Source organism: Flavobacterium sp. GSB-24 (assembly GCF_027924665.1).
Lineage (GTDB): Bacteria > Bacteroidota > Bacteroidia > Flavobacteriales > Flavobacteriaceae > Flavobacterium.
The window spans coordinates 2874698-2893268 of sequence record NZ_AP027043.1 but is presented as its reverse complement, the minus strand read 5'-3'; the positions used below and the strand labels follow the sequence as shown (position 1 = coordinate 2893268).

Annotated in this window: 17 protein-coding genes; 14 read left to right on the top strand and 3 right to left on the bottom strand. The window is 36.4% G+C overall.

Annotated elements, in window-relative coordinates; all coding sequences use genetic code 11:
- Positions 1 to 21 precede the first annotated feature (21 nt).
- The 4 genes from QMG60_RS12635 (at position 22) to QMG60_RS12620 (ending at position 3838) form a co-directional block, all read left to right on the top strand.
- The gene (locus tag QMG60_RS12635; RefSeq protein ID WP_281865123.1) at positions 22 to 894 is read left to right on the top strand and encodes a DUF1254 domain-containing protein; all 873 of its coding nucleotides are present in this window, start codon (positions 22 to 24) and stop codon (positions 892 to 894) included.
- Positions 895 to 897: 3 nt separating this feature from the next.
- The gene (locus QMG60_RS12630) at positions 898 to 1143 is read left to right on the top strand and encodes a DUF1214 domain-containing protein (protein WP_281865122.1); all 246 of its coding nucleotides are present in this window, start codon (positions 898 to 900) and stop codon (positions 1141 to 1143) included.
- Positions 1144 to 1182: 39 nt separating this feature from the next.
- On the top strand, positions 1183 to 2928 hold the full coding sequence (locus tag QMG60_RS12625) for an amidohydrolase (protein ID WP_281865121.1): 1746 nt from the start codon (positions 1183 to 1185) through the stop codon (positions 2926 to 2928).
- A gap of 94 nt (positions 2929 to 3022) precedes the next feature.
- Positions 3023 to 3838, top strand: a complete 816-nt coding sequence (locus QMG60_RS12620; protein WP_281865120.1) for an alpha/beta hydrolase — start codon at positions 3023 to 3025, stop codon at positions 3836 to 3838.
- A 335-nt stretch (positions 3839 to 4173) separates the two neighbouring features.
- On the opposite strand, the gene QMG60_RS12615 is transcribed toward QMG60_RS12620, so the two are convergent.
- A complete protein-coding gene (locus QMG60_RS12615; protein WP_281865119.1) occupies positions 4174 to 4614 on the bottom strand; it encodes a hypothetical protein in 441 nt (146 codons plus the stop codon).
- A 651-nt stretch (positions 4615 to 5265) separates the two neighbouring features.
- Between QMG60_RS12615 and ppsA the strand changes: the two genes are divergently transcribed.
- The 5 genes from ppsA to QMG60_RS12590 all read left to right on the top strand — a co-directional run bounded on the left by ppsA (position 5266) and on the right by QMG60_RS12590 (position 12326).
- Positions 5266 to 7680: a phosphoenolpyruvate synthase gene (gene ppsA, locus QMG60_RS12610; RefSeq protein WP_281865118.1), complete on the top strand. Its 2415-nt coding sequence runs from the start codon at positions 5266 to 5268 to the stop codon at positions 7678 to 7680.
- A gap of 104 nt (positions 7681 to 7784) precedes the next feature.
- Positions 7785 to 8972, top strand: a complete 1188-nt coding sequence (locus QMG60_RS12605) for a PAS domain-containing sensor histidine kinase (RefSeq protein WP_281865117.1) — start codon at positions 7785 to 7787, stop codon at positions 8970 to 8972.
- Positions 8969 to 10018: a response regulator gene (locus QMG60_RS12600; protein WP_281865116.1), complete on the top strand. Its 1050-nt coding sequence runs from the start codon at positions 8969 to 8971 to the stop codon at positions 10016 to 10018. The genes QMG60_RS12605 and QMG60_RS12600 overlap by 4 nt, the downstream gene beginning before the upstream one ends.
- Before the next feature lie 120 nt (positions 10019 to 10138).
- Positions 10139 to 10969, top strand: coding sequence for an ATP cone domain-containing protein (locus QMG60_RS12595; protein ID WP_281865115.1), 831 nt, complete (start codon positions 10139 to 10141; stop codon positions 10967 to 10969).
- Between the two features lies 1 nt (position 10970).
- Positions 10971 to 12326 (top strand): MBL fold metallo-hydrolase, encoded by a 1356-nt coding sequence (locus tag QMG60_RS12590; protein ID WP_281865114.1) that lies wholly within the window; start codon positions 10971 to 10973, stop codon positions 12324 to 12326.
- Between the two features lie 4 nt (positions 12327 to 12330).
- On the opposite strand, the gene QMG60_RS12585 is transcribed toward QMG60_RS12590, so the two are convergent.
- Both QMG60_RS12585 and QMG60_RS12580 read right to left on the bottom strand, forming a co-directional pair.
- Positions 12331 to 14838 (bottom strand): cation-translocating P-type ATPase, encoded by a 2508-nt coding sequence (locus QMG60_RS12585; RefSeq protein ID WP_281865113.1) that lies wholly within the window; start codon positions 14836 to 14838, stop codon positions 12331 to 12333.
- A gap of 73 nt (positions 14839 to 14911) precedes the next feature.
- Entirely contained in the window at positions 14912 to 15349 is a 438-nt protein-coding gene (locus QMG60_RS12580) for an OsmC family protein (RefSeq protein WP_281865112.1), read from the bottom strand.
- A gap of 281 nt (positions 15350 to 15630) precedes the next feature.
- Here QMG60_RS12580 and QMG60_RS12575 point away from each other — a divergent pair, with 281 nt between their 5' ends.
- From QMG60_RS12575 to QMG60_RS12555, 5 genes are all read left to right on the top strand, one after another.
- Positions 15631 to 16161, top strand: a complete 531-nt coding sequence (locus QMG60_RS12575; RefSeq protein WP_281865111.1) for a hypothetical protein — start codon at positions 15631 to 15633, stop codon at positions 16159 to 16161.
- A 33-nt stretch (positions 16162 to 16194) separates the two neighbouring features.
- On the top strand, positions 16195 to 16863 hold the full coding sequence (locus tag QMG60_RS12570; RefSeq protein ID WP_281865110.1) for a BON domain-containing protein: 669 nt from the start codon (positions 16195 to 16197) through the stop codon (positions 16861 to 16863).
- A 113-nt stretch (positions 16864 to 16976) separates the two neighbouring features.
- The gene (locus QMG60_RS12565) at positions 16977 to 17141 is read left to right on the top strand and encodes a hypothetical protein (RefSeq protein ID WP_281865109.1); all 165 of its coding nucleotides are present in this window, start codon (positions 16977 to 16979) and stop codon (positions 17139 to 17141) included.
- Between the two features lie 35 nt (positions 17142 to 17176).
- Positions 17177 to 17656: a hypothetical protein gene (locus QMG60_RS12560; protein WP_281865108.1), complete on the top strand. Its 480-nt coding sequence runs from the start codon at positions 17177 to 17179 to the stop codon at positions 17654 to 17656.
- A 21-nt stretch (positions 17657 to 17677) separates the two neighbouring features.
- The gene (locus tag QMG60_RS12555) at positions 17678 to 18508 is read left to right on the top strand and encodes a universal stress protein (protein WP_281865107.1); all 831 of its coding nucleotides are present in this window, start codon (positions 17678 to 17680) and stop codon (positions 18506 to 18508) included.
- Positions 18509 to 18571 lie beyond the last annotated feature (63 nt).

Below are 18571 nucleotides of genomic sequence, written 5' to 3'. Positions count from 1 at the left end.
TCAATTAAACAGTTAAATAGTATGAAAATCTTAACATCTATCCTTTTATCATCGTGCATAGTATTATTCACTAGTGCTTACAGCCAGAATACTAATAAAAGTAAAACAATTGAAAAATTGAGTCCCACAATAAACACCTTTAGCAAACCACCCAAAAAGAACACCGAAAAGCTGTTTGATCCAATTACCCTGCCCAATGGAAAACAAAAAGTAACTATCGATAATTTTGTCCGCGCCGAAACTGATAACTATTTCAAAATCAGAACAAATGACGGGTGCTTTGGTAAATTATGCCACAACAGCGGTCCGGCAGATGTTAATCATCAATCCATAATCCGCACCAATCGCGATACGAGGTATTCTTATGGGATTTTTGATCTCAGCTCACCCCTTAGCATTACCTTACCCCAGACCAAAGGGCGTTTTATATCGATGATGGTGATCAATGAAGATTCCTATATCCGGGTATTTTATGAACCGGGCAATTATACCTTGACCAGAGAAAATGTTGGTACCCGATTTATTCATATAACCATTAGAACTTTGGCAGACCCCAATAGTCCTGAAGATAATAAAATAGTCACAGCAATACAAGAATCCATTGTTGTCAAACAAGCAAGTACGGGCAAGTTGGAAATTCCCGATTGGGATGAAGAGAGCCTTACAAAAACGCGTAATTTACTTTTGGCATTGGCCAAAGATTTACCTAACAGTAAAGCCGCTTTTGGCACAGAATGGGAAGTAACCCAAGTACGACAACTGTTAGGAACGGCGGGGGGATACGGTGGAAATCCAGAAAAAGATGCTATTTATCTTAATTTAAATCCACCTAAAGATGATGGTGTAACTGCTTACACCCTGACTCTGAAAGATGTTCCTGTTGATGCTTTTTGATCTGTGTCTTTATACAATGAAAAAGGGTACTATGAAGTAAATAAATACAATAGCTATAATTTCAATTCGATAACATCCAAGAAGAATCCGGATGGCAGCGTAACCATACATTTTGGAGGAGATCCCAACCAGCCAAATTTTTTATATATCATGAAGGGATGGAATTATATGATTCGACTCTACAGGCCTCACAAAGAAATTTTGAATGGAACTTGGAAATGCCCGGAATTAGTAGAAGTGAAACCATAAAAATCAAATGATTTATTTTTTTAATTAACTAATAAGCTTATGAAAAATTCAATCTTATCAATATTGGCATTTGCAATTTTGACGGTCTCCTGTAAAAAAGACGAAAAATTGGCGGCAGATCAAGGTTCAGGCAATAAAGCTACCGTTTATTACAACGGAGACATCATCACCATGGAAGGAAAAAAGCCCACTTATGCCCAGGCGATTGTAGTTAAAGACGGAAAAATACTATTTGTAGGCAAGGAAGAAGAAGCCATGAAGCAAGCAGGATCTGGACACATTATGGTAGATCTGAAAGGAAAAACGATGCTCCCGGCATTTTTAGATGCCCATAGCCATTTTCTTAATGTTGGTTTTACCGCATCGGTCGCTAATTTACTGCCGCCTCCGGATGGTCCCGGTGCCGATTTTGCTTCAATTATCAATGCAGTGAACCAATATAAAAATTCAGCAGACGGTAAAACGATGCTTAAAAAATTTGGCTGGATTTTAGGAAATGGCTACGATGATTCCCAGCTCAAAGAAGCGGACCACCCAAAAGCTGCTGATTTGGATAAAATAAGTAGCACTGAACCAGTAGTTATCGTACATCAATCAGGACATTTAGGGGTACTTAACTCCTATGCCATGAAAATGCTAGGCATCAATAAGGACACCAAAGACCCCGCGGGTGGAAAATATCGTAGAAATGCTGATGGGACGCCAAACGGCGTATTGGAAGAAGGTGCTTTTTTTGCCGTTCTATTCCCAATTTTAGGCAAAGGAGATGCACAGGCCAATAGAATGTTTATTGATAAAGCCTTGGTTGAATATGCTAAAAATGGTTATTTGACTGTACAAGAAGGCAGGGCTACTTTACAGCAGATGTCCCAGTTAGAAGATGGAGCAAACAGCAAAAAGTTCTATTTAGATATTGTTTCCTATCCTGATGTTGCGCTGGGTGTAGAAAAAATTATGAAAAGCCCTTATTACAGCCCCACGCATCACTATAAAAATAAATACAGAATTGGCGGTGTGAAATTAACGCTGGATGGTTCGCCGCAAGGTAAAACTGCATGGCTCTCCCACCCTTACCATATTCCGCCTGCAGGTGAAAAAGCAGATTATAAAGGACAAGGCGTAATGACCGATCAACAGGCGGATGATTATGTAGCACTTGCCTTTAAAAATAAATGGCAGCTATTGTGCCATACCAACGGCGATGCTGCAATTGACCAGTATTTAAAAGCGATTGATCTCGCGGAAAAAAAATACAATTATCCCGATCACAGAACGGTACTCATTCATGGACAGACATTGCGCAAAGATCAAATTCCGGAATTGGTCCGCCTAAAAGTGATCCCTTCATTATTTCCAATGCATACTTTTTATTGGGGCGATTGGCATGCCCAATCCGTTTTGGGGCATCCCAGAGCTGATTATATCTCGCCGATGAGAGATGCAATAGATGCAGGACTTATTACAACTTCTCACCATGACGCACCCGTTACCTTCCCTAATTCGATGCGAGTACTCGATGCAACGGTTAACAGGGTCACCAGAAGCGGAAAAATATTGGGGCCAAACCAACGAATTACTCCTTACGAAGGATTGAAAACACTGACAGAATGGGCAGCAATCCAATATTTTGAAGAAAACTCAAAGGGTACATTAACGAAAGGAAAGCTTGCCGATTTGGTAATTTTGGATAAAAATCCATTAAAAATAAAACCTTTAGACTTGAATACCATTCAAATTCTGGAATCCATCAAAGAAGGAAACACGGTGTTTAAAATAAAAAAGTAAAATGAAAAATTCACATCATTGTCCCTCAAAGCGTTTGCTGGCCTTATTTATTTTATTTACAATAACATTTGGATACTCCCAAAAAAACAACTCAATGGGGATCAGAAAGCTGATACAAGCAAACGGTATTCAAATCGAAACCTTTATTTATGGAGATGGTCCTGCCGCTTTAATTATGGCAGCCGGTAATGGCAGACCGGCAATCCAGCTCGATGAACTCGCTCAGGCAATTGCATCAAAAGGAATCAAAGTTGTTACCTACAACTACCGAACTTTGGGAGCCAGTACTGGAAAAATTGAGGGATTAACACTCCACGATTATGCAGTTGATCTTTGGAAAGTGGCAGACGAACTCGGTCTCAAAGAAGTTTACCTGGCTGGAAAAACGTATGGAAATCGCGTGGTGAGAACCGCTTCTCAAGACCGACCTGAACGTGTATTGGGTATTGTTTTAATTGGTGCAGGCGGTGAAGCACAGCCATCTGCAGAAACTATGGCGCTGTATCAACGCTACATGGATCCCTCAATCAGCAAAGAAGAATGGCTTAAATTGCAAGGACAGCTTATGTATGCTCCAGGCAACGAGCATTTGGCTTTGCTGGATCAGGCACAAGGCGAATTTCCAGCCTTGGCCGGACAACAAGCCAAGTCTAGTGATGCCACACCAAAAGAACAGTGGTCTACGGGTGGTACTGCTCCAATGTTAGTTATAACTTGTTTATTAGATCGGGTTGCAGTTCCTGAAAGCGCTTTAAATATAGCAAAAGAGAGACCTAAAACCTGGCTGGTCGGATTGCCTTTATGCGGTCATAATATGCTGAACGAAAAAGGGAATGATATCAAACGCCTAATAGTAGAATTTATACTTAACACTCCTTCTGATGAAGTAAAATCAGCAAAACAAGATTAATCATAAAATATTCAAGATGTAAAAACAGAATTAAATTACTGTCTTTACTGTTTAAAGTAATAACTCTCTTTCTTTATTTTACTAATCCGGCAATGATTAAAATAGCCGAAAACAATGATGCTAAAAGCATATTAAGATGCGGCTACGTCAATGGTCGAAAAATTAAAATAGTATATAACTCCGAAAATAAATCCCTTCAAAAGACATAAAGACTCTTAAATTACTGAAAATTCAGATAATTCAATATTACTTTTACTTCAGGAATCTAAAACACAAATTCATAAATTATAAATGAATCCCAAAATAACTACTCTGAATTTTGTGGGCAATACGCACTATTTCAACTGTTTTAATGCATCTTCCAGTTTATATTTCTCCCGCATATAGTCTTCTTCCAATGAGTCAATGGTAAACTGCAGAGATGGGTCATACTGTTTAATACCACCTGCAAATTCTTTAGTAAATTTTACTTTTTTCTTCAATAGGTCAAGCTGCTGCTGAGCCTCTTCAATGCATGTATTCAGGTACTCGCGCTCATCCGGCGGATGAGTTTCTACTAGTATTCGCTGCTGTTGAATAATCAGCTGTGCCGATTTAATTATACTGTCAGATTCTCTGTTTAATAAGAGCCACTTTCTAAGCAGATTATCATTTATGCCAGAGGTTTCATATTTATCTATATCGATACCATTTTCACTTGAGTCTGTCCAGTCCTTCTGCTGGCAGCAATAAAGCAGTACTGCCAAAGCAGCTGTTATGTAGAATCTTGTTTTCATATTGATTGCTTATTTAATTTTTGCTCCGATTATTATTGTAAAAGCTCATTGCCGGCCAGTCTCATTCCTTAATTAAAAAAAAGAAATCTTTCTATAATTATTTTCTATTTCGCAGCCACTGACCTACTGGTTCAAGAACTTTAGTGCAATCATCACACAGAGATGTTATCGAGCTAAGATATCTAAAATGTATTTCTGTTTCCTGCCCAGCATTAATACAAACTGCTTTTGCCTTATCCAATACCTTCAAAAACAAACTCTATTTAGGATACCCCAGCAGTTTAGAAAGTTCCTTAGCACTCCAATATTCATTGCCATTTTTGTCTTTTTTTCGAAGTTTTACAAAAACTGATATACTTTTCTGTTGTGTCTTTTGTTGCTTCTATATTGCAAATTTTTCAATTATAAAAAATAGAACGTAACTAGTTATAATATGATCCAATTCTAACTTTATTTTTATACATAATCCACTATTCTACAAATGTCATGTATTATTTAGCGATGTAAAATGATATGCATCACATATCTGCATATCATAAATAGTTAAAAAAAATTAATAGATGACTGCCGTCATTTCCAATAATTACACATCAACTTATTTTTATTAAATAAATAAAAGCCATAAGTACGAGTGTCTAAAAACAATTAAAAATGGAAAAATATATTTTAAAATTTAATCAGATAGGGATAAATGATATTAGTAAAGTAGGCGGCAAAAATGCTTCTTTGGGTGAAATGTATAACAATCTTATTCCGCAGGGAATTAGAATTCCAAATGGTTTTGCAATCACCACAACTGCTTATAAAGATTTTATAAAGCATAATAATCTAAATGCCCGATTAGATGAGCTGATGAAACTTCTGGATAAGAAAGATTTTATGAACTTAAATGAAATCGGTTCAAAAGCCCGAAAGTTATTGCTGGATGCAAAATTCCCGCTGGATCTTCAAACTGCCATTTCATCTGCTTATACAGACTTATCCAAAGATAATGAAATGACCGTCGCCGTACGAAGCAGTGCTACGGCAGAAGATCTGGACAATGCTAGTTTTGCCGGACAACATGATTCGTTTTTAAATATAAAAGGAACTATGCCGCTTATATATGCCGTTAAATGCTGTTTTGCCTCCCTTTATACAGACCGAGCAATCAAATACAGATTAGATAAAGGTTTTGATCATGATAAAGTATTCCTTTCAGTAGGGATCCAGCAGATGGTTCGCTCAGATCTGGCTTGTTCCGGAATAGGATTTACACTTGAACCCGAATCAGGATTTCGTGATTTGATTCATATTGCAGGTACCTGGGGTTTGGGCGAAACCATTGTTCAGGGAACTGTAACTCCGGATGAATTTCTTGTATTTAAAACTTCTCTTAAAAACAATAAAAAAGCCATCTTACAAAAAAATCTTGGTACAAAAACTAAAATGCTTATTTATAGTGAAAATTCAGCCGGTATCAATTCAACTGTTATAAAAGTAACGCCCAGAAAATGGTGCAGTAAATTTGTTCTTCAGGATTCTGAAATTGAAAAATTAGCCAGATGGGCACTTATAATAGAAGATCATTATAGTAAATCAATGGATTTTGAATGGGCTAAAGACGGTATGAACGGCGAGCTTTACATTATTCAGGCCCGACCCGAAACTGTGCATTCCCTGATCAATCCTTTGTCTATAACTTCTTATAAATTAGAAAAAAAAGGAGAAGAAATCATAACCGGTGAAGCTATAGGAAATGCCGTTACCAGCGGTATTGCGAGAATTTTGCATTCACCGAAAGATGCTTCGGCACTACAAGAAGGAGATATTCTCATTACTAATTTCACTAGTCCAGACTGGGATCCTATCCTTAAAAAAGTGGCTGGAATTGTTACCAATAAAGGAGGAAGAACAAGTCACGCTTCTATAGTTGCCCGTGAACTTGGAACTCCTGCTGTAGTAGGAACAGAAAATGCCACCGAGTTAATAAAAGATGGTGATGTAATCACAATAAGCTGTGCCGAAGGAAAAACAGGATATATATATAAAAATAAATTAAAATACGTTCAAACGATCACAGCACTTGATACAATTAAACTGCCTGTGCAACCAAAAGTGCAGCTTATTGTTTCTGAGCCGGAAAAAGCTTTTGAACTTTCTTTTTATCCTAATGATGGCGTGGGATTGCTTCGTATTGAGTTTATCATAACACATACTGTTAAGGTACATCCCATGGCACTGATGCATCCTGATAAGGTGATTGATCCAGCTCAAAGCACAGCAATTAATAAACTTACAGAAAATTATGACACCAAAGCAGATTACCTCATCGAAAAACTCTCGCAGGGTGTAGCAACAATCGCCGCCGCTTTTTATCCTAAAGAAGTTATTGTCAGAATGAGTGATTTTAAGAGCAATGAATATTCTGGACTTCTGGGAGGTACATTTTTTGAACCTCAGGAAGAAAATCCAATGCTTGGTTTTCGCGGTGCCTCTCGTTATTATCATGAAAAATATCGCGAAGGATTTAAGCTCGAATGTCAGGCTATGAAAGTAGTTCGTGATGATATGGGGCTCACCAATGTAAAACTCATGATTCCGTTTTGCCGTACTCCTGAAGAGGGGAAAAAAGTCATTGCTATTATGGCAGAGTACGGTTTAAAACAGCATGAAAATGGACTAGAAATATATGTCATGGCCGAGATACCCTCAAATGTTTTACTTGCTAAAGAATTTGCGGAAATTTTTGATGGTTTTTCTATAGGCTCAAACGACCTTACACAGCTTACATTGGGTATTGATCGAGACTCCGAATTAATCGCTGCTCTTTTTGATGAAGAGAATGAAGCTTCTCAAAAACTTATTCTTCAAATGATACAGACAGCAAATAAAATGGGAAAAAAAATAGGTCTTTGCGGACAAGCCCCAAGTGACTCTGCAGAATTTACAAAATTTTTGGTCATGGCTGGAATTAACAGTATTTCTTTCAATGCCGATGCTTTGGTAAAGGGTATTAAAAATATTAATGCAGTTTTAAAAGACAATAGTAATGGACATAAAATGCATATATCTGGTCGCGAGTAAGTTTACATAAGCGGACCAATTTTTCTTACCAAAAAATAAGTATCTAATAAATTGGTTATCAAAAACAATTTGCGACATTTGCTAGACCAAAAACCGATTGCGACATGAAAAATCAAGCACTTTTAAAGGCAATTATTGATAATGCAATCGATGGCATCATAACAATTAATGAAAAGGGAATTGTAGAATCTATAAATCCTTCTGCCTGCCGGCTTTTTTTATATGATCCAGAAGAAGTAATCGGGAAAAACATTTCACTTTTGATGCCTTCTCCCGACCGGGAAAAACATGATTCCTATATAGAAAGTTATAAATCTTCTGGAATTCCTCATATCATTGGCCATGACAGAGATGTGCTCGGCCGAAAAAAAGACGGCAACATTTTTCCCTTCCGACTTGGAGTGAGCGAAGTGAAATTTGAAGGAGAAAGAATTTTTGCAGGTTTCATTCATGACATGAGCCACCAAAAAGAAGCCGAAAACAGACTCATGCAGTACACCCAGCATTTGGAGGAACTGGTAAAAGACCGCACCCATTCGCTAAATGAAACAATTGCCGCATTAACTCAGACTAAGGAAGAGGTCAGCAGTACACTGGAAAAAGAAAAAGAACTCGGTAAAATTAAAAGCCGCCTCTTATCTATGGCTTCGCATGAATTCAGGACACCGCTCAGCACCATTCATCTTTCCACTTCTTTGATTCAGCGCTATTCAGAAGATTTAAATAATACCAAAATTGAAACGCACATAAGAAAAATTAAAAGTGCTGTTTCAAACCTAACGACTATTCTGGATGATTTTCTGCTTCTTGAAAAAGCGGAATCTAATAAAATTACACTCCAGATATCCTGTTTTGATCTTCAAGATTTTATAAAGGAAATCATAAGTGAATTAAAGCTTCTCACCAAAAAAAAACAAAAAATCATAAGCATTCCCAACACAGAAGTCACTTTAGTAAAATTAGATAAAAACCTGCTCAAAAACTGTATTATCAATCTGGTTTCTAATGCGATTAAATACTCTGGTGAAGAAACTGAAATTGAACTTTCGACAGCAATGACCTCCAGCAAGATCATTATAAATGTAAAGGATAACGGTATTGGTATACCCGAAGGAGATCATGAACATCTATTTGAAGCTTTCTTTAGGGCTCATAATACAGGAAATATACCGGGAACCGGTCTCGGACTGCACATTGTTTCACGATATGTATCTCTGATGAATGGCACCATTTCTTTTGAAAGTGCAATTAACAAAGGAACTTTATTTACTATTGAACTGCCGCGTTTATGACTAAAATACTTATTATCGAAGACAATGACAATATTAGGGAAAATGTTGTTGAAATACTGGAACTATCAGGATATGAAGTTTTTGCAGCCGGCAATGGAAAAGCCGGAGTAGAAATAGCGCTAAAAATAAAACCTGATATTGTATTATGTGATATCATGATGCCCGAACTTGATGGCTATGGAGTATTGCATATTCTCCAAAAGAATCCAGAAACACAGACAACACCTGTAATATTTTTAACCGCAAAAGCAGAGAGAGCCGATATTCGTAAAGGTATGGAACTCGGAGTAGATGATTACCTCACTAAGCCTTTTGACGATTTAGAACTTTTACGGGCCATAGAAGCGAGGTTAAAAAAACAAGAATTGCAGCAGCTGTTTTACGGACAAACGGCTGAAAACCTCAACACTCTTATTTCTAAAGAGGATGGACTTGTAAAACTTAAAGAAATAATGCTGGAAAGAAGCACAAGGCACTATAAAAAAAACCAGTATATTCATTATGAGGGAGACCACGTAACGGGCATTTATTACATTATAAGCGGTAAAGTGAAAACTGTAAAATTAACCGAAGACGGGCGTGAACTCATTACAGGCGTATACAAAGAAAATGATTACCTCGACATTAGTATTTTATTTTCTAATGACACTTATAATGATACCACAATAGCTTTAGAGGAAACCGTTTTGAGCTTTCTGCCAACCGAACAGCTCGATAAACTCCTTTTTATTTATCCGGATGTAGGCGCAAAATTCATTAAAATTTTAGCCAATGACATGAGAGAAAAAGAGGTTCGCCTCCTGCAGATAGCCTATATGTCAGTTCGAAAGAGAATAGCCCAGGGTATTGTCCATTTAGTACTACAGCACGGAATGGGTGGCTCCAGTATCAAATTCAGCAGGGATGATCTTGCCGCATTCTCAGGAACTTCTCCAGAAACAGTCAGCCGCACTTTAAGCGATTTTAAAGAAGAAGGACTGATTGCGAAAACAGCCAGTACCATTCATGTACTCAATTTGGAAAAACTCAGTAAAATAAAGAACTAATCTTCATTATGATCAAAATCATTTTCTTTAGTGATTTTGATCATCCCTTCTCTAGATAATCTGCTATAATTTTGGTTGAACAATCCTATGCTTTTTAAGTAATAGGGATCAACTAAAATTATGAAAGTAATTAAGCACTCAGGGCATATTGTTCCTTTCGACATAGAAAAATTAAGGCTTTCTCTTCAAAAATCGGGTGCTACCCCTGAACTCATTAAGGAATCGCTGGCTCAAATACAGAGCCAAATGTACGAGGGAATAACGACCAAACAGATATACAAAATGGCTTTTGCTATTCTAAAAAAAGCTTCGAATGGCCATGCAGCGCGCTACAATCTGCGTTCTGCCTTACAAATGCTTGGCCCGGCTGGTTTTTTCTTTGAAAAATTTATTGCACGATTATATGCAGCCGAAGGTTTTAAAACCAGAACCAACTTAACGCTGCAGGGAAAATGTGTCTCGCATGAAGTAGATGTAATGCTGAAAAAAGAGAATCTAATTTCGATGATTGAATGTAAATTTCACAGCAGCAGAGAAGCTTCTTCTGATGTAAAAGTTCCGATGTACATTCTTTCTCGTTTTAATGACCTTAAAGTGAAAACACATACTATTTTTTCTAACAGCGAAACTATTAATTCCTGTATTATAGTGACCAATAACCGCTTTACTAAAGATGCTGAAAGTTTTGCAAACTGCAGCGGCATAAACCTTTTAAGCTGGGACTATCCAAAAGATAACAGCATCAAAAGCAAAATTGATAAAGGAGGGCTCTATCCTATTACCTGCCTCACAACCTTATCTATGGTAGAAAAGGAAAAATTGCTGATTCTGGATCAGCTGCTTGTAAAAGATCTTATTAACGATTCTCATAGTCTTCATAAAATTGGAGTTAGCGAAAACCGAGTTCGAAATGTATTGAAAGAAGCTTCACAAATTTGTAAACTTATTTAAGATGAAAATTAAATTTATAGGAGGCTCTGGAACTGTAACAGGCTCCAAAACACTGATAGAAAGCAATGGTGTTAGAATATTGGTTGACTGCGGACTCTTTCAGGGCCTTAAAGCTCTAAGGGAACTCAATTGGGAACCGCTGCCCATTTTACCCGCAAGTATAGATTATGTGCTTCTAACGCATGGCCATCTGGATCATTGCGGCTGGCTGCCAAAACTGGTCGCTCAGGGATTTACAGGAAAAATTTACTGCACGAGTCCAACCGAAGCAGTAGCTAAGCTGGTTCTTTTAGACAGCGCTAAAATTCAGGAAGAAGAAGCTGATAAAGCCAACAAAGAACATTATTCTAAACATGAAAAAGCAAAACCTCTGTATACTGTAATTCAGGCAGAAAATGTTATTCCCTTTTTTAAAGTAGTACAGCCCAATCTATCAATTGTTGTGGCAAATGATATTGCTGCCGTTTTTTCGACTGCCGGACATATTATTGGAGCCTGCAGCATTACACTGACTCTTGAGGGGAAAACTTTAGTCTTTTCAGGCGATATTGGGCGGGATGATGACGTATTAATGTTTCCGCCAACAAAACCTTTATTGGCCGACTATATTTTTTTAGAAAGTACTTACGGCAATCGCCTGCATCCAGAGCTCGACGTAAAAAAAGAGCTGGAAACCTATATCAATAGTACTATCGAACAAAACGGAACCGTAATTATTCCAGGATTTGCTGTCGAGAGAGCGCAATCCATAATGTATATTTTATGGAAACTTAAAACAGAAGGAAGAATACCTAACATACCTTACATACTTGACACTCCTATGGGTACCAGCGTACTTGATGTTTTTCTGGAAAATATGCAGTGGCATAAACTGTCTGCAAATGAATGCCATGAAATGTTCAAAATGTTCAGAATTGTTTCTGAATTCGATCAGACCATGCGCATTATTGAAGATCCTCAGCCAAAAGTAATTATTGCCGCAAGCGGCATGGTTACTGGCGGCCGCGTGCTGTCTTATTTTGAAAAATATATAGGTCTTGAAAAAACCACTGTCATAATTGTGGGCTATCAGGCAGAAGGCACTCGCGGAAGAAAGCTTCTTGATGGAGCTGATGAAATTAAAATTTATGGTAAATATTATCCAGTACAAGCTAAAATTGTACAAATTGAAGGGCTGTCTGCACATGGCGATCAGGAAGATTTGATAAACTGGCTTTCTGCTCTTAAAAACAATCCAAAATGCATTTATTTAGTTCACGGAGAAAACCTTCCGGCAGAAGAACTAAGAATTAAAATCCAGGATAAATATGGATTTAAATGTACTGTTCCATTTATGGGAAGTGAAATAGAAATTTAAAAAATCATTTATTTCTCCTAAGATATTTTATTCCTTCAAACCATAAAACAGATACTGAACCCACTAAAAAACATAGAACCAGCTGGTAGAAAGTAATCAATTCAAAACTAAACAGAGAACGCAGAAAAGGCACGGCAAATAATACTATCGCTAAAAGTACTGTAATACTTATTATCACAGCAACCAGTTTGTTTTTATACAGCAGGGTAACCCAGATTGAATAATAAAAAGATCGATTGACCAAAGTGAGAACGATGTTAGCGGTAATTAAAGTGAGAAAAACCATGCTTCGGGTTCTGTCTTCATCTCCCTGATTATGAATGCACCATTGATAGATAAACAGCAGACCTAAAGTTATAGCAATACCCTGAAGAATACTCACAACAAGTTCTTTTGCATTAAAAAATGTTGCGGTTAACGACCTTGGCCCTCTCTGCATGGTATCTGCTTCTGCAGGTTCATTTTCATAAATTATAGAGCAGGTTGGCCCCATGATAAGTTCCAGCAGAATTACATGAAGCGGACTGAATATATTGGCATAAATCCATCCCAGCGCAAGCGGCAGAAATACAATCAGGATTATAGGAATATGTATGGAAATAATATACTGAATTGCCTTTTTTAGATTTGTATAGATTTTTCTTCCCATAGCAACAGCATCAACCATTTTAGAAAGGTCATCTTCTGCCAGAATTAGCGAAGCGGCATCTTTTGCTATTGAAGTTCCCTTTTTTCCCATTGCAATGCCTATATGAGCCGCCTTGAGTGAAGGGCCGTCATTTACGCCGTCTCCTGTCATAGCAACAATCTGTCCGTTTGCTTTCAGAGCATTTACGATTCGCAGTTTGGCATCGGGAAACATTCTGCTAAAAATGTTAATATCCATTACCTTACTTTGAAGTTCAGCATCACTCAACCTCATAAGTTCATCCCCCGTAATAGACTTATCCCCTCCTTTAAAACCGATTTGCTGTGCAATTGCATTAGTGGTTTTTGCATTGTCTCCTGTAATAATTTTTACTGCTATGCCAGCTTTATAAAATGATTGCAGGACCTCATTAATATTCTCTTTTGGAGGATCATAAAAAGCAGCTAAACCTTTAAATGCAAATGGAATTTCCTGCTGTGTTTCCGGATAATTATTTCCCGCCATATTTCCCGCCATATTTCCCGCCGCAACCCCAAGCACTCTATAACCTTTCTCGGTCAGTTTATTCATCCCAGCCGTTACCCTTTCTTTTTCTTCAGCTGTAAGATGGCACACTTCTAATATGGCTTCTGGCGCTCCTTTTGCCGCAATAATTCGATTGGCAGATTCATCTTCAAAAATATGGGTCATCATAGGCGGTTTGCCTGATAAAGGATATTCATGAATCATTTTAAAACTAGCTCTCCTATCCTTGTCGGTAAATTTTTTATAACTGTTGTGAAGCGCTGTTTCCATAGGATCAAAAGCGATGGGTTCGCTTGCCCACATGGCAGTGGTAACCAGTTCTTCTGTTTCTTTTAATTGCGTAAAAGTATCAGCATTAACTTCTGAACCTGAAGGCAGATAAAGTTTGGCTAGTTCCATTTTATTCTGCGTAATGGTACCAGTCTTATCGGTACATATTACTGTGGCACTGCCTAAGGTTTCGACCGTTTTCATTTGTTTGACAACAATACCCATTTTCATAAGTCTGCGGGCTCCTAATGCCATGAATGTCGTAAAAGCAACCGGAATTTCTTCTGGCAAGATACTCATAGCCAGAGTTAGTGCCATCAAAAGACTTTCTAAAACATTGCCTATTTTGGAATAATTAATACTCCATACCAAAATAAAAACTAGTGCCCCTGCAAAAACCATTTTTTTTACAAAATTTCCAATCTGAAGCTCCAATGGTGTTTTTTCTTCGGCAATAGCTTCCAAACTGCTCCCTATTTTACCCAGTCTTGTCTGGTTTCCTATTTCTGTTATTTTTACTATTGCAAGACCACTGGCCACATTGGTTCCTGAAAAAACCTTATTATCTTCCTTTTCCGAATCCTTAAAAACAGCCATAGATTCACCTGTCAGTATTGATTCATTTACAGAAAAATCATTAGATCTCAAAATAATTCCGTCAGCCGGCACCAAACCGCCTTCTTCAACAATTACAAAATCTCCCACCACAATATCCTGTGTTTTGATATTTTGCCGCTGCCCTTCTCTAATCACTTTACATAAAGGCTGTGTAAATTCCTGAAGCTTTGCCAGAGCATTCTGGCTTCTTTTTTCCTGATACAGTGAAATGGCAACAATTAATAAAATTGAAGCTGAAAGAAATACAGCATCACTATATTGCCTATTGATAAAATAAATACCTGAAGCAATTAACAATAAAAGAACCATTGGTTCTCCGAATATACTTTTAAAAAAATCTAAAAACCTGTTCTCTTTTTTATGATTATAAGTATTGGTTCCAAATTTTTTCCTTAAATCAGTTGCCTCGTTAAAACTTAATCCTTTTAATTCCCTTTCGTTAGTATTCATAGTATCTTGAAATAAAATTAGGCTGGAATGCAGTATTATATATAAAGATGCGAAAAATTATGATTAAAATGCATTAAGATATTATAACTGAAGGAAATATATGCAGCCTCACTTTTAGAGCCTTTAAAACTACACTGTGATCCCTGCAGATTGACAATATTTTCAAAGCTCTATTAATCTTATCTCTTTCCGTGATCACAACTACTGGTCTAATCACAATATCTGTTATCTCTGAAAATTCATCAGAGATGAGTATAGATGCTCGGGCTGTAATTGCATAACTTTTAAATGTAAGGCCTTTATGTTTTGCAGCACTAAAAAATCCTGTCATATAAGAACTTTCTACAGAAGCAATAAATAAATGTTCTGCCGACCAAGCGGCTTCATCTGATTTTTTTAAACAAGAATGCGAAGCCACTTCTATAGCATCATTAAATATAACAGCTCTTAAGATTGCCTTTTGATTTTCCTGCCAATGCAAATCTACCTGAAATTCCTGTGAAGCTTCCATTTTACTTTTTTCCTGTTATATATAGCTCTTTAGAGGCATGTGTTCTACTAAATTAAACTATTAGCATACTATAAAAAATGATTCTAGTCACATTTTCCACTACCAGATATTAAATAATTTAAACAGCAAATAGTTTTGCGAATGACTAAGATCATTTTACTTTTTAATGTTTTTATGCACTTTTACTAAACAAAATAAACTACTCAAAGAGCATTTCTAACAAAATTGTAAAACAGTTCTTCGAATACTAGTTCGCATTACTTACTAAAAAACAAAAAACCATGAAAAATCAAAAACTTTTTATTGCGCATTATCAAACACAGCAACAGACTGAAAAGGCCATAAAAACACTCAAAAAAAATGGTTATGATATTACAAAGCTCTCTATTATAGGGATGGAATGTTACACAGAACAAAATGTTTTAGGCTATCAAAATATTTATGACAAAATGGAAAGGTGGAGTATTACCAGATTATTTGCCATTGGCCTGTCGGGATTAATATTTGGCACCTTATTATTTTTTAATCTGATTGTCAGACTGCCTTATCTCAGAGTTCCAATTATAGCTGTCTGCATAATCATACTTGCTCTCTCCATAATACCACTATTTATTATAGCGGTTTCAAAAAATAATACGCTAAAATATCATACGCAGATCAAAGCCAGAAAGTTTATGCTCTGCGCAAATGAAACTGCTGCAGAGATAGACAAAATGCGTGTATTACTGCAGATACATATTCCAAAAGAAAATTCTCCTAGTGAAAAAGAAAATCAAATCCTTTTAGAAAATGAAACACTAGAATTTTATTAAACGGAAAATTATAACTATCTAAATAACTATACGATGAAAACAAATGAAGAATTACAAAGAGACGTTCAAAACGCCATAAAATGGGAGCCACAGCTGCATGCGGCAGAAATTGGCGTAACCGCTAAAGATGGAATTGTGACGCTGATGGGAACAGTCGATGCTTATTATAAAAAAATCGAAGCTGAAAATGCCGCCAAAAATGTCGATGGTGTAAAAGCTGTTGTCGAGGAAATTGAAATAAAATATTCCAACAGTACAAGAACAGATGAGGATATTGCAGTTGATGCCTTAAAAGCTTTACTTGACAGCTGGAATGTTCCTCAGGAAAACATTCAGGTTAAGGTCGAGAAAGGATGGGTTACCATTGAGGGACATGTTACCTGGAACTATCAAAAAGAAGCAGCCGAAAAATCTATTGCGCATATTTCAGGCGTTAGAGGTGTGACAAATCGCATTAAAATTAAAGCGGAAATACAAAACGAGATCGAGAAACATAATATAAAAAGAGCGCTCTCCAGCAACTGGACCTTACATTCTGAAAATATTCTGGTTAAGGTAGACGGCACAAAAGTCACCTTGACTGGTTCTGTATCTTCTATTTATCAAAAAGATCTGGCAGAAAAAATAGTCTGGAAAACTCCCGGCATCTGGGCTGTAGATAATCAGCTGGCTGTAGAACATAAATATACTCCAGTATTGTAATAAAAGAGAGAGATTGTTCTTTCTCTTTTTTAAAACTTGAAAAAAAAAATTACATAACTGCATAATTTTAAGAATCTGACTAAAAGTAAAAATTAATTTAAAAATCAAATATTATGGAACCAAGCTGGATCATACTAACTGTTAGTGGTGCTGTCGTACTAATTATGATGATTTATATTTTCAGACTAAATCGAAAAGACAAAAAAGCTTACGAGGAAGATTTAAACAATTCCTCTAATATTTTTGATGAGGAGTCTGAAGTAAATGATATCCATTAATATTTAATGGCATTATTGATTTAATACCATACAGAATGAAAACTTTGATGATTAATATCGCATTTGTACTTACATCTCTATTGCTTTTTTTAAATCGGTATACAGCTTTATATATAAATAATTCGATTATACATTTTATACTATTATTGGTAGCTGCAATTTCATTTATTTTTATTGCAGGACAGCTTTTTGGAAAATTACAAACAACAAAATCAAGATTAGTAACAATATTGATTGTTGGCTGTCTGTGTTTTATACAATCTTTTCTTACTTGGGGAGGTGACTGGAAAACGCAGACTATACTTTACCAGAATAAAGTCAACTTCAATAAAACGATCGAATTTCAAATGCGCGGTGACCGTTTTTCTTTTGGATACAAAAAACGAGTAATTAACAGATTAAAATTATTTCCCGGATTCGACTGGACTACTGACGTTGATACAGCTAAAATTAACAGCAGACAATGGAAGAAAGTAAATTTATATGTAAATGAAATGAAGTTTGATTCCAATTAACAGCATTAATACTTAGAAAATATGAAAAAAATACTTGTTACCACCGACTTGTCCTATAATTCCAAACCAGCGGTGCGTTTTGCCATACAGCTGGCTTCCCAGACAGGATATGAACTTGCATTTCTTTACGTAAATACATCCTTTATCTTGGATCCTTTTTCGGCCCTTACTTTTGCAGATCTTCCCGAAACGGATACTGAAGTTCTGAAAAAAGACTTGACTAAATTTATACATACCCTTTACAAACAAACTGGTAAAAAGCCAGGCAAAGTAAGTTACACAGCAGAGAGTAAACTGAATGTAAATGAGGCAATTATTGATTGTGCTGTGAAGCTTAAAGCGGATTATATCTGTATGAGTACACGAGGCGGAGGTCTAGTGCATAAATTATTAGGCAGTCATACTAATGAAATACTGCATGTCTCTCCTATTCCAGTTTTAGTTGTGCCCAAATATTATAGAATGAAATCTTTAACTTCTGTCCTTTATCCATCTGATATTGAAGATATAAATACAGAACTGCCTTTGATCAAAAAATTCGCTGCTAAATTAAATGCATCTATTGCAGTCTATCACTATGATTATTTTGCAAATGAGGATGAGATCAATAAAAAATTAAGCAGAATCGATCATAAATTTAAATCAGAAAAAGTTTCCTTTTACTTTAAAAAATTAAAGCCAGAAATATCTTTGCTGCGTCACCTCCAGATTGATATTATGAAAACCAAACCGTCTATAATAACTATGTTTGCCAAAGAAGACCGAAGCTGGTTTGAACAGCTTTTTCAATCAATTAAAACTTCCGAAAAGGGCTTTGATACCAAAACCCCAATGCTTGTTTTTAGAAAATAATAAATGGCAGAAAGATACAAACACCCTAATCGCCCTGCCATTATTTAAATAATTACATTTCTT

Coding starts and splice junctions, on each gene's coding strand:
- QMG60_RS12635 (WP_281865123.1), top strand. CDS start 22: ATGAAAATCTTAACATCTATCCTTTTATCATCGTGCATAGTATTATTC.
- QMG60_RS12625 (WP_281865121.1), top strand. CDS start 1,183: ATGAAAAATTCAATCTTATCAATATTGGCATTTGCAATTTTGACGGTC.
- QMG60_RS12620 (WP_281865120.1), top strand. CDS start 3,023: ATGGGGATCAGAAAGCTGATACAAGCAAACGGTATTCAAATCGAAACC.
- QMG60_RS12615 (WP_281865119.1), bottom strand. CDS start 4,614: ATGAAAACAAGATTCTACATAACAGCTGCTTTGGCAGTACTGCTTTAT.
- ppsA (WP_281865118.1), top strand. CDS start 5,266: ATGGAAAAATATATTTTAAAATTTAATCAGATAGGGATAAATGATATT.
- QMG60_RS12605 (WP_281865117.1), top strand. CDS start 7,785: ATGAAAAATCAAGCACTTTTAAAGGCAATTATTGATAATGCAATCGAT.
- QMG60_RS12600 (WP_281865116.1), top strand. CDS start 8,969: ATGACTAAAATACTTATTATCGAAGACAATGACAATATTAGGGAAAAT.
- QMG60_RS12595 (WP_281865115.1), top strand. CDS start 10,139: ATGAAAGTAATTAAGCACTCAGGGCATATTGTTCCTTTCGACATAGAA.
- QMG60_RS12590 (WP_281865114.1), top strand. CDS start 10,971: ATGAAAATTAAATTTATAGGAGGCTCTGGAACTGTAACAGGCTCCAAA.
- QMG60_RS12585 (WP_281865113.1), bottom strand. CDS start 14,838: ATGAATACTAACGAAAGGGAATTAAAAGGATTAAGTTTTAACGAGGCA.
- QMG60_RS12580 (WP_281865112.1), bottom strand. CDS start 15,349: ATGGAAGCTTCACAGGAATTTCAGGTAGATTTGCATTGGCAGGAAAAT.
- QMG60_RS12575 (WP_281865111.1), top strand. CDS start 15,631: ATGAAAAATCAAAAACTTTTTATTGCGCATTATCAAACACAGCAACAG.
- QMG60_RS12570 (WP_281865110.1), top strand. CDS start 16,195: ATGAAAACAAATGAAGAATTACAAAGAGACGTTCAAAACGCCATAAAA.
- QMG60_RS12565 (WP_281865109.1), top strand. CDS start 16,977: ATGGAACCAAGCTGGATCATACTAACTGTTAGTGGTGCTGTCGTACTA.
- QMG60_RS12560 (WP_281865108.1), top strand. CDS start 17,177: ATGAAAACTTTGATGATTAATATCGCATTTGTACTTACATCTCTATTG.
- QMG60_RS12555 (WP_281865107.1), top strand. CDS start 17,678: ATGAAAAAAATACTTGTTACCACCGACTTGTCCTATAATTCCAAACCA.